Origin of the sequence: Anabaena sp. CCY 0017, from assembly GCF_963920885.1 — a bacterium.
In the GTDB taxonomy this organism is placed as follows: Bacteria; Cyanobacteriota; Cyanobacteriia; order Cyanobacteriales; family Nostocaceae; genus Nodularia.
Genome location: NZ_CAWUDG010000005.1, coordinates 20806 through 36660, shown reverse-complemented (window position 1 = coordinate 36660; position 15855 = coordinate 20806). Strand labels below are relative to the sequence as shown.

Here is a 15855-nt window from a genome sequence, read left to right as displayed (position 1 = left end):
AAGTTAACTAGATCCCCGACTTCTTGAAGAAGTCGGGGATCTGAATATCTGAATCAATAATACTTTTGTCGTTGTCGAAAATTTGCTACCGATTCTACTAAGCCTAAACCAATGAAATTGGTTAGCATGGCTGAACGACCGTAACTCATCCAAGGTAAGGGAATTCCCGCTACAGGTGCTAAACCAACAGTCATACCCACGTTAATAATTAGCTGAAACACAATCATTGATAAAACACCAATAGCTAACAATGAACCAAAGTTATCTTTGGCAGTTTGAGCTATACGTAATAGGCGAAAGCAAATCAAACAAAAGACAAATAACACTACTAAACAACCAACAAAACCAAATTCTTCACCCACTGCGGAGAAAATAAAATCTGTATGTTGTTCGGGTACGAAATTTAATTGCGTCATGGGGCCTTTAAACAAACCCCATCCCCAAACTTCACCAGCACCTATAGCAATGCGAGATTGGTGTTGGTGATATCCAACTCCTAAAATGTCGTATCCAGGTTTGAGAAATACAGTCAGGCGGTCTTTTTGATAATCCCTTAATATATGGTTCCAGGCAAAAACTCCTAATTCACCACCTAAAAAGTTGAGCGCTGATGCACCAATACCACTGAGGGCAAATCTACGCCAGGGGAGAGTTTGCCAACCCAAAATGCCCATAGCGACTACCCAAATTAATCCTAAAAGTCCGAAAGATATTTCATGAAATGAAACTATCGGCGCTGACAAAGGCCAACTGATACTAAAAAGAATGGCAGAAATGATTGGCGAAATCATCAGTATCAGCCAGCCAGGATTAGCATTTGCCCAATACAACATTCCTAAGACGACTGCACCAAATACCAAGGATGTTGCCAAATCTGGCTGCAAAAAGATTAATGCCCAAGGAATAGCCGTTATTCCTAAAGCGCGAAATACACTTTCGAGAGTAGAAGCTGTACGCTTGTGTAAAATAGCCGCTAAGGTAATAATTATCCCGATTTTGGCAAATTCCGAAGGCTGCACGTTGAAACCACCAATAGTAATCCATCGCTGCGCCCCATTCGCGGTAGTGCCAATAATCATCACACCTATCAGGCTGATGTTTGTGAGAGCGTATGTTACCCAATGCCATTGAATCAGATTTTCATACTGGGTACGAGCTAAAAACAACGCTATCAAAACACCAATCCCAGCCACCAGCCAGTGCGCCCACCAGTCAGACACTGGTTGCGTTAGTTCCGTACTCATAATCATCAGTCCACCAAACAAACTGAGACCAATTGTCAGAAACAATAGTAGCCAATCTATTTGTTGCCAGGGCTTAAACCAATACTTCCAAGTAGCTTTGGGGCGCGAACGTTTTAATAACATTGTGCAATTTTAGACGTTAAATTTATTGACTCCCATTAATCTGTATTCCCAGGTTATCACCCAGGAATCAGACGGAAACTAAAAATTGATTATGTCAGAGCTGCAACTGATATTTTACCTGCGATATTGAGTGCGATCGCTTTTAATGCTTTGGCTGAAGCAGAATCAGGATCAGCAGCAACAATTGGCACACCGCTATCACCGCCAACTCTGGTAGAAATCTCTAAAGGAATACACCCCAATAGAGGCACTCCCAACTCTTCTGCGGTCTTGGAACCACCACCAGAACCGAAGATGTCATACTGCTTATCTGGCATATCCGGGGGAATAAAATAGCTCATATTTTCTACTATTCCTAAAACCGGGACATTCATCTGCTGGAACATCCGCAAACCTTTACGTGAATCTAACAGCGCTACATTTTGCGGTGTAGTCACAATTACTGCCCCTGACATTGGTACTGATTGGGTTAAAGTTAATTGAGCATCGCCGGTTCCCGGTGGCATATCCACAATTAAATAATCCAGTTCTCCCCATTCCACTTGATAGAGAAACTGCCGAATTACACCATTGAGCATTGGCCCCCGCCAAACCACTGGCTGATCTCGGTCAATTAAAAAGCCCATTGAGACTAATTTGACACCGTGATTAAAAGCAGGTTCAAGAATATCACCTTTATCTGTGGAACGCACCACAATTTCCGCATCAGCTAACCCCAACATAGTCGGGTCGTTGGGGCCGTAAATATCGGCATCAAGTAAACCCACTTTCGCCCCTGTTTGGGCTAAAGCCACAGCCACATTCACCGCTACTGTGCTTTTACCAACACCACCTTTACCACTGGAGACAGCGAAAATATTTTTCACCCCAGTAATCCCAGTCCGGTCAGGCAAACTTTTTTGTTGGGGTGTTTCCGCCGTTACATCTACATTTACCTCTGTAACGCCAGGGAGCTTGTTAACAGCTTTTTTACAATCTTCTACAATAAATTCCCGTAGGGGACAGGCGGGTGTAGTCAATACCAAAGTGAAGCTAACCTTGCCAGCGTCAATTTTGACATTGCGAATCATATTCAGTTCCACCAAACTCTTGCGGAGTTCTGGGTCTTCTACTGGTCGCAAAACATCTAAGACAGAGCCGGAATCGAGAACATCGTACATACTGTTTCCACTGTTACTGCCGTAACAAAATTTAAGAAAATTTTATTATCATCTACCATGATCTTAACTTTCTTTGGAACCTGGAGATGAGGAAGAAGAAAGAAGAAAGAAGCAGGGGGCAGGGAAAACCTTAAAAATCAAAACAACCATTGTTAAGTGCTTTCTTCTTTCCTGACACTGTTTGCAATGCGGTGTTTTCTACGGATTCTACTAGGGAACGTGCCACACGGTCTGCATACGGACGGGATAATGACCAAATTAGGGGCGATAACCAACCCCGGAGGGTGACTGAATAAGATAAGCAAGTGCCGCACACTGTTGACTCGACTCGGTACGTCACCCGTTCTTCTATTCCTGGAATTGCCATGACTCGGATACTTAACATTTCGTTAGGTTTGACACGCTCGACAAAAATCCTGATGGGAATGGGCGAAAAGCGTGTTACAGCTTGGTAAATCAATCCGGGTTTGGGTACTAATCCGTAGGGAACGTTGGTACTTTTAAGTAATGGATGCCAGGAAACATCTGTTAAGTCAACTACCTTCAGCCACATTTCATCAACAGAAGCAGAACTAATTTCTCGATAAGTCCTGACTAAAGAAGCGCAAAACCGACGATGTTTGCGGTGGATGAATTTGGATAACCAATTTCGCATCTGCCTAATCCTCCTGGCTATGCACTTGTTGATCACTCTGCTATAGTGAGTACCCTCGATTACAATAGTTCCAAATCACATAGTCAAATTTTGTGGATTGATGTAGATATGAATCTACAAAATGATTCCGGTTACGAACTATATTTGCAATTCGCCGCGATTTCCTGTGGACATTAGGTAGAACGGAACGAAAAAACGCCACCTGCTTGTTGTAAAACTGGTTTACTGATTTTAATGGCTTGCCATTCACAATAATTGGCTGTATCTCTAGGTCGTTAAAAACAATCGTCGCTAGATTGTCTAAACCAATATCTATCGCCGCATTCAACCCAGGATTTAAGCTACAAAAGAAGTCTGATGTTTCGGGAATTTCATAAACTACTTCGATCACAAAGCATCCGGTTTTGGGAATAATCCTTACTTCACACAAGTCCTGCCACTTTAGTCCAGGTTTTACCGGAATCCTGATTGGCGACATTGATGGCACAATGCAACCCTTAGCAAATTCCCGTTTACCAATTGCTTGATTATTGAACTTAACTAGGTTTTTATCCTCAACATAATTGGGTGGCTTTGGTCTACCGGTGAACTTACTTGAATCAATTTTATAGGCTGACAATGCTTTGTAGTAAGCAATCCACCCATCTGCATTCTGTTTCAAAACCAGTTGGGCTACTTTGGCCGGCATTGATTTATAGTTCTGGTTTTGTTTAAATAAAGTGTCTAAGCTTGCTTGTGTTTGAGTCCCCCATCTGTAGAAAAAACCTTGACGTTGGGTGAATTGAGCCGTGTTGTAAAGCTGTCGGGAAATAGTGCTAATGTCAGTGCAATAATTAAACCATTCATGTCCATACTTGATTATGTGCTTTTCGACTTGATGCATATTGATCAATGTTGGCAATGAAATTAGTATATCAATCCAAGTTATCTTTATTTTCAGCACTTGATACCGGGAGCATAAATCGCCACTCTCACAGCACCCCCTGGCATCTTTTTTGGGTCGTAATCAACAATTACGGTGACTGTGGGAAGTTGCTGTGTTGGGTATGGTATTTTACCTGCTTTGTAATGTCGCCAAGCTCTCAGGTACGAAATCCCCAAGGTTTTTGCATAAGTCAGACAATTTCATCAGGACTGGGTTTTACACTATATCTGAATATACTAGACTAGATTTTGTTTAAAGTTTTGCAATACCTGCTCCAGGTCTCAAAGTAGAGAACGCTGACTAGACTAATTCACGAGAGTCTGGTATTGATACCAGAATGTTTATATCAAGAAGTACAAATAAAACTCGCTCAATATACAAGCCTATACGCATTTGAGGGAAAATAACTTTAGCCATACCCATCAATGGCGTAAATGCTCACAAGTAAGAAAAAAGTAAATTAGGCAAATTCAGCCTAATTATTCGCTAGTATTACCCACAAATGTTTAAATTAATTAATTTGTGGCTTTTTGAAAATTGTAATTTAGGTTTGGGAATCTATGTTGACTAACTCACAAACACCAACTGTAGCCGCAGCATCATCATCTGAGTTTTTACCACCGACTGACGGTAAGACTAGGGTTCGTCAGTTTATGCAACGTTTGCAAGATGAAATTTCTCAACAGTTGACGGAACTAGATGGTGTAAGTAAGTTTAACGAAGATGGTTGGGAACGCCCAGAAGGTGGTGGTGGGCGATCGCGCATATTACGTGATGGAGCAGTCTTTGAACAAGCAGGTGTAGGTTTTTCAGAAGTTTGGGGCGATCGTCTGCCTCCTTCTATTTTAGCCCAACGACCAGATGCCGAAGGACACAGCTTTTATGTGACTGGCACTTCAATGGTGTTACACCCACGCAATCCTTATGTGCCTACCGTCCATCTGAATTATCGCTATTTTGAAGCTGGGCCAGTTTGGTGGTTTGGCGGTGGTGTTGACTTGACACCCTATTATCCTTTTGCCGAAGATGCTAAACATTTACATCAAACGCTGAAGCAGGCTTGCGACAAGCATAACCCAGAATATTATCCAGTGTTTAAGCGCTGGTGTGATGAATATTTCTACCTCAAGCATCGGAATGAGACACGAGGGGTTGGTGGTCTATTTTTTGATTATCAACATAGTGACAGTGGTTTGTATGGTGGTACAGATCCTCATGGGGCGGCGGCGGGATACAGCAACCAGGTAGGAAAACCAGCACCACGCACTTGGGAAGAATTGTTTGCTTTTGTCCAAGACTGTGGCGCAGCATTTTTGCCCGCTTATGTGCCAATTGTGGAACGGCGACATGAACTCGAATATGGCGATCGCGAACGGAATTTCCAACTGTATCGTCGCGGTCGATATGTAGAATTTAACTTGGTTTATGACCGAGGCACGCTTTTTGGACTCCAAACCAACGGACGCACAGAATCTATTTTGATGTCCTTACCACCCTTGGTGCGCTGGGAATACGGTTATAAACCAGAACCCAATACTCCAGAAGCCGAGCTGTATGAAACCTTCCTCAAACCTCAAGATTGGATAAATTGGACACCCAGCGCTTAAAAGCTACTCATCAGTGTTGTGGTGAGTTAAACTACTAAATGTCACCGATATGACATCACGGAGACGTAAAGCCAAAGCTCAGGAAATGTCCAATGCTGCAATGAGTGCTAAGTGCTGAGTGGGTAGGGGCGGGTTTAAGCAGTCAGTCTGCGGTTCGTCGAAATCCTTAGTAAACCCGCCCCTACACCGAGTGCTGAGTTTTGAGTAGGAACCGATTTGCTTCAAGCTTTTGAGCGATTAGCATTGTCCTAACTGATATGACTACGGCTATACATTTAAATTAGTGCCACGGGGAGGCTTAGTGATTCAAATAGAACAAACCACGTATACAACCCAAGACGACAATACCGTTATTGTCTTAACACCAGCAGGACGCTTAGATATCACAACAGCTTGGCAATTTCGGCTGAAGTTACAAGAATGTATTTCTAAACTCAGTCACCATGTTGTTGTCAATCTGGGACAGGTAAATTTTATTGATAGTTCTGGTCTCACGTCCCTGGTAGCGGGGATGCGTGATGCTGATAAAGTCAAGGGCAGTTTCCGCATCTGTAATGTACATCCAGAAGCAAAACTCGTATTTGAAGTAACAATGATGGATACAGTATTTGAAATCTTTGAAACCGAAGAGGAAGCTTTAGAAGGTGTACCCCGTAGTATGGTTAGTTAGCACAATACTGCGTAGAGACGCGATTAATCGCGTCTGCTGAGTGTCAATATGGTTCTCGCTTGGTGTAGCGGTACGGCCCTAAAATTGCTCCCCAGGTTGCTTTCCCAGTATCCGCGTCAATTCCTTTATCGTAGCTGTTAAATTCTGCGTCTGTGGCTTCAAATCCCAAAGAAACTTGGACAATCTTGTTGAGATAAGTAAAGCAGCAACGACTATTTGGAGGTTGAGTAGCCGTAAACTTATAGCTGTTTGCAGCTAGTGTTTGTTGACTAACTGTGAGAATGCAGCCTGGTAGTAAATCTAATTGATCCACCGTCAATGTTTTGAGTAAAGCCGGATTATGTCCTGCACCGCTGAAAGCACTGGGATCTTTGAACATATAGTATTGTACCTGCAAGGGTGCATCAGAGCCGCGCCCCGGCATCAACCGCATAATACGTTGGCGATAGGGATGGTCTAAATTGACAATATTAGCTTGCTCGGCAAACAAGGTGATACTGTCTTCTGTAAACAGATTGACTGGTCTTTGCCAAAGATGGAGATGGACAAACCAAGCGGAATCTGCCAAAGCTTGTTCTCGATTATCAAACTTACCAGCTAAATACTTACCCAGGGCAATTAAATTTGGCGCAAAACTCATAGATGACACTGATCGGAAACCTTAACTTGGCAAAGTAGCCTTTACGCGACAAAATATAATAACGTCGCCCTTAACATTCTTAACATTTTATTTGTGAATAACGTCCGTACTGTTTCAGATACAAAGCGAGCTTTTTACTCCCTTCACACCCGGCCAATTAACACGATTTATCGTCGGGTGGTAGAAGAGTTAATGGTAGAAATGCATCTACTATCAGTCAATAGCGGTTTTACCTACAATCCAATTTATGCCTTGGGTGTCGTCACAAGCTTTGACCGCTTTATGGAAGGCTACCTACCACAACAGGATCAGGAATCAATTTTCCAGTCCTTATGTCAGGCTTTAGAGCAAGATCCGCAACGCTACCGCCAGGATGCTGAACGGCTACAAGCTTTGGCTCAAAACCTACCAGTAAGTGATTTAATTGACTGGTTAAGCCAAACCACCCATTTAGATCGAGATCCTGACTTGCAGGTACAATTGCAAGCGATCGCTAACAATCCTGAGTTTAAATACAGCCGCTTATTTGCAGTTGGTTTATTCACGTTGTTAGAACAGTCCGATCCGGAATTTGTCAAGGATGAAAAGCAACGCACTGAAGCATTCAAAGCTATTGCGGCTGGCTTACATCTCTCTGATGAAAAACTCAGCAAGGATTTGGAACTATACAGTTCTAACCTAGAAAAGATGGCTCAAGCTCTAGTAGTTATGGCTGATATGCTCTCAGCTGATCGCAAAAAGCGCGAACAGCGTCAACAACAAACAACTACCCCAGTTGCTCCCCCAACTGAATAATTCTTAATTGATAACTCGTAATTCGTAATTGTTATCGACGGAAAAAATAAACTTTTTTCCATAAATAGATTGAGGAGTTGTAACCTGAATTAATTACGAATTACGAACTACGAATTAATAATTATTTAAACGCCTAACAATTTGTAGAGCAGGCTGTTGATGATAGTCAGAGCAAAAGCTCCTAATACAGCACTCCAGATCCCAAAACGTAGGCGAAACCCTTCGACTAACCAAGCCGCGATACTAAAACACACAACGGCAATCATAAATGTGAAAATGCTCGATAATAAGTCAAAGGTAAGTAAGTCAGGTAATGTAAATATGAGGCTTAAAATTGGTCTTACTACTGCTGTGACAATACCGAGAACTGCTGCCGCAAAAAAGGCTTTTTGGGGAGAGTCAACTTCAACTCCCAAGGGCAGCTTACTAATAATCAACAAGCTGATAGATGTTACTACCCAAACAATTAAAAGCGTCACAATATTCATGCCACAAACCTTGAAACGCGAATGGTGATTGGCGCTAAATTACTAAGTCTGACGATAAAGAAATTTTTGAAGCTTAACCAATTATTTGTAAATTAACAGATATTTTTATCTAAATAGAATTTATTCCGTATATCTTTAGGTTTAGCCTCAACCTAGAAAATACAAGATGATACCAGGAATTGAAATTAAATAACGTCCAAATCATACGGTTTGTTACTCATTGCTACCATTAACCTCTGTTGCAGATGCTTCTTCAGCATTGGGAATTTCTGATTGGGATTGATGCTGATTTTCTACTGTAGGTGATGCCTGTTTTTTTAAATTTGCATCAGCTTCTTGAAATAAAAGTTGGATTTTGTTACGCCAGTATTGAGTATTGGGAAACTTTTCGGCATGATTTTTATAATCTAAAACTTTGTCCCATTCACCCTTGTCTATTGCCTGATTGATGTCATCAAATAACTCCTCAGCCTTAGCCCAATCTTTTTGCCACTGATTAATCATGGCAACTGTCTCTTTCAAGCCAGAAGAAGCATGATTAGGAATAGAACGCAGTAGAGCGATCGCGCCGCGTAAATCTCCTGATTCATACTTCTGTTTAGCTTCTGCGATAATTTTTTCACTATCATCACTAGACTCTGATTGATTTGGTGTATCTGCTGGTTCTGGCGTAGGTTGTGGTTTGGGTTGGGGTTTGGGTTGAGGAATCGGTCGAGCTGCAATCAAATTACGATCATCTACTGTATTAATAGCAATGCCTTTGTCTCGTAGACAAGAAACCCACTGTTCATTATTGCTAATTACATCCAGATGCGCCCAAGCCAAACCACCAGAGTTGGTTTTAACTTCTACCCAACCCTGTTTTGTGCGCTTGCCAGTGACTTCAAACCCAGTATTTTTACTCACCGTTTGCAAAACAGTATCAGAATTAATCGAGCTAGGTTGAGAACGAACATTAGAATTACCTGCCACCACAGCCAAGCACTTGTCCGTTGCGGTATTATTACCCGTAAAATTAGCAGCTAAATTCCTGATATTTGGATAGACATTTGTGGCTAAAGCCGCCGCCCCACTAGCTAAAAATAAACCAATTAAGAACGGCCACGGGTCAATTTTAGAAGATTCTTGACGGACTGGTTTAGCAGCCACAGGATTTGCTGGCGCTACTGCAACGGTTTTGTTTGTGGATACTTGAGATAAAGACTTAGTAGCTTGGTAGTGCTGATTCTGAGGAATTTCTGGAGGTGTGGCAGGTGCAAATATCGGTTTAGTTGTGCTGATACAAGCTTGCAGCGCTTCTGCTGCACTTTGGTAGCGGTCTTTGAAGTGATAATGCACCATCTTGGTTAACAGTGCTGCCAACCGATAGTTCACGTTTACTAAATGCTGCCAAAGGAGTTCTCCTGTATTGGGGTCTTCTTGTAATTCAGCTGCGGGAACTCCTGTGAGCGCTTGAATTGCAATAATGCCCAGCGAATAAATATCACTATTGGGGCGGGGTTTACCTTGCCCTTGTTCGGTAGGCATATAGCCGGGAGTCCCAATGGCAACTGTAGCTGTAGGTTGCCCGCCAACTGTTACCATTGGTAATCTTAATTGCTTGACTGCCCCAAAATCGACTAACACTAATTTCTGATCACAGGCGCGACGGATAATGTTATCTGGCTTAATATCACGGTGAATCACGCCTTGGCTGTGAACAAACACTAGGATTTCTAAAACTCCTTGCAACAGTTGCAAGACTTGGCTTTCACTCCAAGGCTGACCGGGTATGAGTTCCTCAGCTAGAGTTTGTCCGGCAATAAATTCTTGGACTAAATAGAATTCTTGATTTTCATCAAAGTAAGCCAGCAACCGGGGTATCTGGTCATGATTGCCTAAATTTTCTAACGTTTCAGCTTCGCTGTTAAATAAACGCTTGGCTGTCTCAAATACTCTGGGGTCAGAAGTTGCCGGCTTGAGGTGCTTAACAACGCAGACGGGGTTGCCTGGCCGCCTGGTATCTTGAGCAATATAGGTTTGACCAAATCCCCCTTGAGCTAGGACTCGAATCACTTGGTAACGATGGTCTAGTAGCTTGCCGATCATATTTTCCCCTCAGAGTTATTACTTATAACAGTTTTTATGTATTTGAACCACATCTGTGGTAGGGGCGCAAGGCCTTGCGCCTCTACCACGTGGTCTATTTACCTGAAAATAGCTGTAATTATTTTGCTGGTAATAAGTATCTCCAAATTTTCTTGAATGAAATCCGCTATCTTGAGATAAAGATTTAAACTAAAAAATTAGCTTTTTAATAACTTAGACTGTTTATTTTGTCATTTAGTGTCCCTGTTTAGTACCAATGCCACCTAGAATAACTAATCCTGTCGCATGGCGGCAGGCTGAACTCCTCATGCAACCTGCGTTTATTCGTGTTGTCGATAATATTCGCAAGCATCTTGACACGTCTACTTGGAAGGGAACTTACCACGATGTTCTGATTTGGCCAGCTAACACCACTGATGAAATGAAAACTTTGGTAACTCAGTTGTTGCAAGAAATGGAAACTGCGACCTTAGAACAGGCAGATGAAATTAGAGCGACTCTCGCTGATTTGCCAATGCCCCATCCAGGATATCATCTGCGTTTGCAACGTCAACAGCATCAGGTAAGTATAGATTTGTGGGAAATTTGTTATCAGGTGTGTTTTTTAAATTACTCTGCTGTCAGTGAAGCAGCAAATATTGATACTAGTTTAATTGATGAGGCTGGTGAGGTGGATTGGCAATGTTTGGAAGATAAGACTAAGGATTTAGTTGGACAGGCATTTGCCAATTTACCGGAGGATTAACGTTGTTTTATTTATATTCGCCCAAAACTTTGCAAACACCCTCTCATATCCAAGTGTTAAACCACATTCGGATTTTGAAACCTTCAGGCGATAGTGGTAAACCTAAATATAGAGGCATCCAAAAAATGAAGGCGGCTAAAATCAGGAATGTTATGGTAACACCTACGGCTCGAATGGCTCGGTAATAACTGCTAAGACACTGATCTACAAACCAGGCGATCGCTAAAAATACAAATACCACAGCACTCATATAGTGGTATATAAAAACGCACCTTGTAACTCTTACCCAAGGTAATAAATTAGCAGCATAATTTAAAACTAAGTATAGGGCAATCCAAGTATCAACAGCAAGATTTACAGGTAAAGAAAAACGCTTTTGTTGCCACCAAGGAATCACCAATTGTAATACCAGCATTGCTGCTAAAAACAAAATAGCGGCGACACCAAACCACCACAAAAAAGGATTGCCCATTGCGTGGATATCATAAATAATTTTTCCTGTTTCCGTAGGTAAAGAAGGCTGCAATCCAGACAATGGTTGATTAACACTTTCAGTCGTTTGGTAATAATAGGCAATTGGTCGATTCATTAACGGCCATTTATACCATGCAGCACAGTAAGGATGCACATTCGTAATGTTTCCACCTATTTGGAGGTGATAGCTTAAAATTTTCTGATGTACTGCAATAAATCCATATCTTCTATCTAGCTGGAGATGAGGAATCCAGATAATGCTGTATATTATAGCTGGGATAATTCCTAAATAAAATAGCATTTGCCCAGCTTTGATTTGCGTCAGATTCTGTAATGGTGTCTGAACGGCAATTTTTGAAGATTTTTTATTTAAATAAACCCATTTACAGTACCAATTACTAAAAAATATTTGGCTTTTTTTGATTAGTGTTACCGGAGATATCAGGAAAATTGGAGTATCAGGAAAAGATTGGATTCCCTGAATGATATAAGCTGCTATCCAAATAAAATAAGCACCTAACAAAAACCATAAGCCATTCCATTTAGTGGCAACTGATGCACCAAAACTCATACCAGCTAGAACTAACCACCAAGAACGTTGTTGATTTTGGTTATTTAATGCTAATAGTAAAAACCATTGCCCTAATAAACCAAAGATGACAGTATAAATATTATTTAAAGCATAACGAGATTCAACTAAAAATAAACCATCACAAGCTGTAAAGAAACCTGCCAGTAAAGCAAAGCTATAACGGCGATTTAATTGATAGGCAATACCAGCGACAATTACAGGAATGAAAGAGCCTGTGAGAGCATTTAACCAACGATAACTCCAAGGCGATCGCACTGAACCTGTGAGTTCATGTACCGTATCTTGCCCAAAAGGCAGATGACTGCCAATCCAAATACCAATGCCAATAATATATTGGCTCAATGGTGGATGGACATTAAAAAATGGTGTCTGGGTGAGATAGTTATTGCCAAATTGGGCATAGTAAATTTCATCAAATACTAGCGTGTTAAATCGCTCTAATCCCCAAAACCGTAAGGACAGTGATAGCAGAAAGATACCTAATAGCCCAATTTGGAACCACTTTTTAGTCATTTGTCAATAATTGATTTTCCTTTGATTATTTGAAGTTTATCTAAGGAGAACTGAGCAGTTCTAGTTAATCATACTTGTTTGTTTACCTTTTTGGCATTTCAGGTGATAAAATATTTTCATGTTTGATAACATCTGTAAGTTCATCGCGGAAACATTTTCCACCGACTTAGCTACATGGCTATTGGGAACACCCGTAGAATTCACAGAGTTAAGTCCCAAAGAATTATCGTTAGAACCGATTCGCGCCGACGCATTAATACTACTGCAATCAGATGAAGTGGTTCTACATCTGGAATTCCAAACCCAGCCTGATGCGTCTATTCCCTTTCGGATGGCGGACTATCGCCTACGAGTATATCGGCGCTTTCCACACAAACGAATGCGTCAAGTAGTAATTTATCTGACTGAGACAAAATCAGAAGAGGTGTATAAAAATACATTTAGTATCGATGGTCTACACCATGAATTTACCGTAATTCGCCTATGGGAAGAACCAACAGAAGTATTTTTGAGAACACCAGGATTACTGCCATTTGCGGTGTTAAGTAATACGAATAATCAAACCAATACATTGCAAGCCGTGGCTAATGAAATTAACAATATTAGTGATCTGCGAATGCAAAGTAATCTGGCCGCATCCACAGCAGTTTTAGCTGGGTTAGTATTGAAACAAGATGTAATTCAACGCTTACTAAGGAAGGATATTATGCGCGAGTCAGTGATTTATCAATTGATTAAAACTGAAGGTTTGGAAGAAGGTAGACAGGAAGGTAAACAGGAAGGTAGTCAGGAGAAAGCAGAGCAAATTGCCATCAACTTGCTAGCAGAAGACATGACAATTGAAGCGATCGCTCGAATTACTGGTTTATCTGTGGAAGTAGTGCAACAGTTACAGCGTCAACAAGCTGATACTCAAGCATAACTTTGTCTCTACTCATGTGAGAAAATTAGCTAAAAGCATTCAAATTAACAGTGTATTCCTCCATCGGTAACAACCGCCAATTAGAGCTACCATCGAGTTCTAACACGTACTCATGGTACTGCAACAAACTAGGGCGGTGTCCCACACTAATTAATGTAGTGCCTTTAGCTTTTAGTTGTTGATACAGGTTCTTTTCATTAGCTAAATCCAGCGCACTGGTAGCTTCATCTAAAATCACATAGTTAGGCATACTCAGCAGGAGTCGCGCAAAAGCCAAGCGTTGTTGTTCTCCTAAAGATAGGACATTTGCCCAGTCTAACTCGACCTCAAAGCCACCAACTCGTTCTGGTAACTCAGCCAAATTAACCTCTTCTAAAATATCGCGCATTTTGCTTTCACTAATATCATTGTCAGGATTGGGGTAGAGTAACTGACTCCGTAGCGAACCCAATACCATATAAGGACGTTGGGGTAAAAACATCATGTCTGATAAAGAAGGACGGAGAATTTGACCAGTACCAGCATTCCATAATCCGGCGATCGCTCTTAATAAAGAACTCTTACCACTACCACTATTCCCCACAATGACTAAACCCTCACCAGCCTGTAAGCTGAATGGTAAATCACGTACCAAAGTGCGTTCATAGTTGGGAGTTAATAAGGTTACACTACGTAATTCAATCCGAGAATCTTCTGTAACATCAATAGTCCTCATTCCTGGCTGCTGTTGGTCTGTGCTATCCAGAACTTCGTCTAAGTCGCCCATCCGTTCAATACCGGCTGCAAAAGCGGTTAAACTTTCAAACTGACCCACCACCACCGATAAAGCACTAAAAATTTGACTGAAGGCGATCGCCGCTTGGGTAAATGTGCCAAAATCAGTCTGACCCGCAAAGTAAATAGGTGCAATCACCAAATAAGGTAACGCAGAAACAAAATAATTATAGCTAGTCGTAAAAAATCCTAAATTACGTTGCCAATTGATTAACAAATCAAAGTTAACAATTGCGCGGATAAAACGTTGTTTTAGCTGAAGTATTTCTTCGGTTTCACCTTGATAAAAAGCAATAGATTCGGCATTATCTCGCACATGAATTAATCCATAACGAAAATCAGCTTCTCGTTTAAGTTGATTATAATTAATACCAATTAATCGCTGACCAATCCAAGTCGTAACAACTGTTCCCAGAATTGCATAGATTACCAGCGCCACTGATAAAGAAACTGAAATAGATAACAAAACTCCAGTGAAAGACACTAAAGTAATAATAGATGTCAAAATCAGCAGTGTAAAAGATAAACTGGTGCGAGTAAATGACCTGATATCTTCAGCAATTCGCTGGTCTGGGTTGTCAATTTTTTGATTAAAATTAATCTGGTAATAAGCCCGATTTTGGAAATATTTATCGAGAAAATGATTCGTCAACCACTCCCGCCATCGCAATCCTAATTTGTCTTGCAAATAGCCATACATAACCACAATGGGAGTACCAATGACTAACAACCCAGCATAAATAGCAATGAAGCGCCAAAAAGTTGATGCATCTTTAGTTTGGGGAAATTCTGCTAGAGAAGTGTCAATATTGCGGAAAATAAAGCTAATACCAACATTAATCGCATTAACTGCTAATGCCAAAAGTAGCAAAAGTCCTAATAGTCCCCTAGCCTTCCATTTTTGTTCTGAAAACCAGTAGGGTTTGGCAACCTTGAGAAATTTCTGCCACAATTCAGGATCTAATCGTTTGGGCGGAGTTGTTGTTGTATTCATGATTAATTATTCTTTTATAAGAGAATATCTAACTCTAACTTTCTTTAATATAAAATGCGATTCGCCCCTCGGTTTTTCTTGTCCTGTTACAGTTATTGAAATCGTACATAACATAAAATTATATAGAAAACAACATATTTATTTATACAACCTAATAAAAAATATAAGTCTCAGAGATATCTCTAGGGTTTACGCATTGACAGGACAAACCAAATAGGGGGTATGGATTTCAGGCATTAAATCTTGATTTTTACACACTTTTTAGGCGATTGTGCGTTCGCGTAGCGTGTCTGAAAGACTCAGCGCAGTGCCGGAGGCGATCGCTATTGGGAGCAACGCGATTTTGTGAGGTTCGGAAATTTGGTAATATAAGTTACCTAAGTTTTGAGCGATCGCTACCTAGAAAAGGTAAAAATAGGGAATTTCAACCAGGGTTTATTAGGAAT

General features: G+C 41.0%; 14 protein-coding genes. 5 read left to right on the top strand and 9 right to left on the bottom strand.

What is annotated here, in order from left to right; translation table 11 throughout:
* Nucleotides 1-53: 53 nt before the first annotated feature.
* From rodA to ACM0OW_RS08070, 4 genes are all read right to left on the bottom strand, one after another.
* The gene (gene rodA, locus ACM0OW_RS08085) at nt 54-1367 is read right to left on the bottom strand and encodes a rod shape-determining protein RodA (RefSeq protein ID WP_414549523.1); all 1314 of its coding nucleotides are present in this window, start codon (nt 1365-1367) and stop codon (nt 54-56) included.
* Nucleotides 1368-1456: 89 nt separating this feature from the next.
* On the bottom strand, nt 1457-2527 hold the full coding sequence (locus ACM0OW_RS08080; RefSeq protein WP_414549522.1) for an Mrp/NBP35 family ATP-binding protein: 1071 nt from the start codon (nt 2525-2527) through the stop codon (nt 1457-1459).
* Between the two features lie 130 nt (nt 2528-2657).
* On the bottom strand, nt 2658-3182 hold the full coding sequence (locus ACM0OW_RS08075) for an SRPBCC family protein (protein WP_414549521.1): 525 nt from the start codon (nt 3180-3182) through the stop codon (nt 2658-2660).
* A gap of 40 nt (nt 3183-3222) precedes the next feature.
* On the bottom strand, nt 3223-4065 hold the full coding sequence (locus tag ACM0OW_RS08070) for a transposase (RefSeq protein WP_414549520.1): 843 nt from the start codon (nt 4063-4065) through the stop codon (nt 3223-3225).
* 602 nt (nt 4066-4667) lie between these two features.
* Between ACM0OW_RS08070 and hemF the strand changes: the two genes are divergently transcribed.
* The gene (hemF, locus tag ACM0OW_RS08065) at nt 4668-5714 is read left to right on the top strand and encodes an oxygen-dependent coproporphyrinogen oxidase (RefSeq protein WP_414549519.1); all 1047 of its coding nucleotides are present in this window, start codon (nt 4668-4670) and stop codon (nt 5712-5714) included.
* Nucleotides 5715-6015: 301 nt separating this feature from the next.
* On the top strand, nt 6016-6384 hold the full coding sequence (locus ACM0OW_RS08060; RefSeq protein ID WP_414549518.1) for an STAS domain-containing protein: 369 nt from the start codon (nt 6016-6018) through the stop codon (nt 6382-6384).
* Between the two features lie 43 nt (nt 6385-6427).
* Here the strand turns inward: ACM0OW_RS08060 and ACM0OW_RS08055 are convergent, their stop codons facing one another.
* Complete coding sequence (locus ACM0OW_RS08055) at nt 6428-7024, bottom strand: chromophore lyase CpcT/CpeT (RefSeq protein WP_414549517.1); 597 nt, start codon at nt 7022-7024, stop codon at nt 6428-6430.
* 93 nt (nt 7025-7117) lie between these two features.
* Here ACM0OW_RS08055 and psb29 point away from each other — a divergent pair, with 93 nt between their 5' ends.
* Entirely contained in the window at nt 7118-7819 is a 702-nt protein-coding gene (gene psb29, locus ACM0OW_RS08050; RefSeq protein WP_414549516.1) for a photosystem II biogenesis protein Psp29, read from the top strand.
* Nucleotides 7820-7944: 125 nt separating this feature from the next.
* Here psb29 and ACM0OW_RS08045 read toward each other — a convergent pair whose 3' ends face one another.
* Nucleotides 7945-8307, bottom strand: a complete 363-nt coding sequence (locus ACM0OW_RS08045) for a phage holin family protein (protein ID WP_414549515.1) — start codon at nt 8305-8307, stop codon at nt 7945-7947.
* Nucleotides 8308-8520: 213 nt separating this feature from the next.
* Nucleotides 8521-10395: a protein kinase domain-containing protein gene (locus ACM0OW_RS08040; RefSeq protein WP_414549514.1), complete on the bottom strand. Its 1875-nt coding sequence runs from the start codon at nt 10393-10395 to the stop codon at nt 8521-8523.
* 256 nt (nt 10396-10651) lie between these two features.
* Here ACM0OW_RS08040 and ACM0OW_RS08035 point away from each other — a divergent pair, with 256 nt between their 5' ends.
* Entirely contained in the window at nt 10652-11140 is a 489-nt protein-coding gene (locus ACM0OW_RS08035) for a hypothetical protein (protein ID WP_414549513.1), read from the top strand.
* A gap of 43 nt (nt 11141-11183) precedes the next feature.
* On the opposite strand, the gene ACM0OW_RS08030 is transcribed toward ACM0OW_RS08035, so the two are convergent.
* A complete protein-coding gene (locus ACM0OW_RS08030; RefSeq protein ID WP_414549512.1) occupies nt 11184-12719 on the bottom strand; it encodes a dolichyl-phosphate-mannose--protein mannosyltransferase in 1536 nt (511 codons plus the stop codon).
* 118 nt (nt 12720-12837) lie between these two features.
* Here ACM0OW_RS08030 and ACM0OW_RS08025 point away from each other — a divergent pair, with 118 nt between their 5' ends.
* A complete protein-coding gene (locus tag ACM0OW_RS08025; protein ID WP_414549511.1) occupies nt 12838-13641 on the top strand; it encodes an Rpn family recombination-promoting nuclease/putative transposase in 804 nt (267 codons plus the stop codon).
* 25 nt (nt 13642-13666) lie between these two features.
* On the opposite strand, the gene ACM0OW_RS08020 is transcribed toward ACM0OW_RS08025, so the two are convergent.
* Entirely contained in the window at nt 13667-15409 is a 1743-nt protein-coding gene (locus tag ACM0OW_RS08020) for an ABC transporter ATP-binding protein/permease (RefSeq protein ID WP_414549510.1), read from the bottom strand.
* Between the last annotated feature and the right edge of the window lie 446 nt (nt 15410-15855).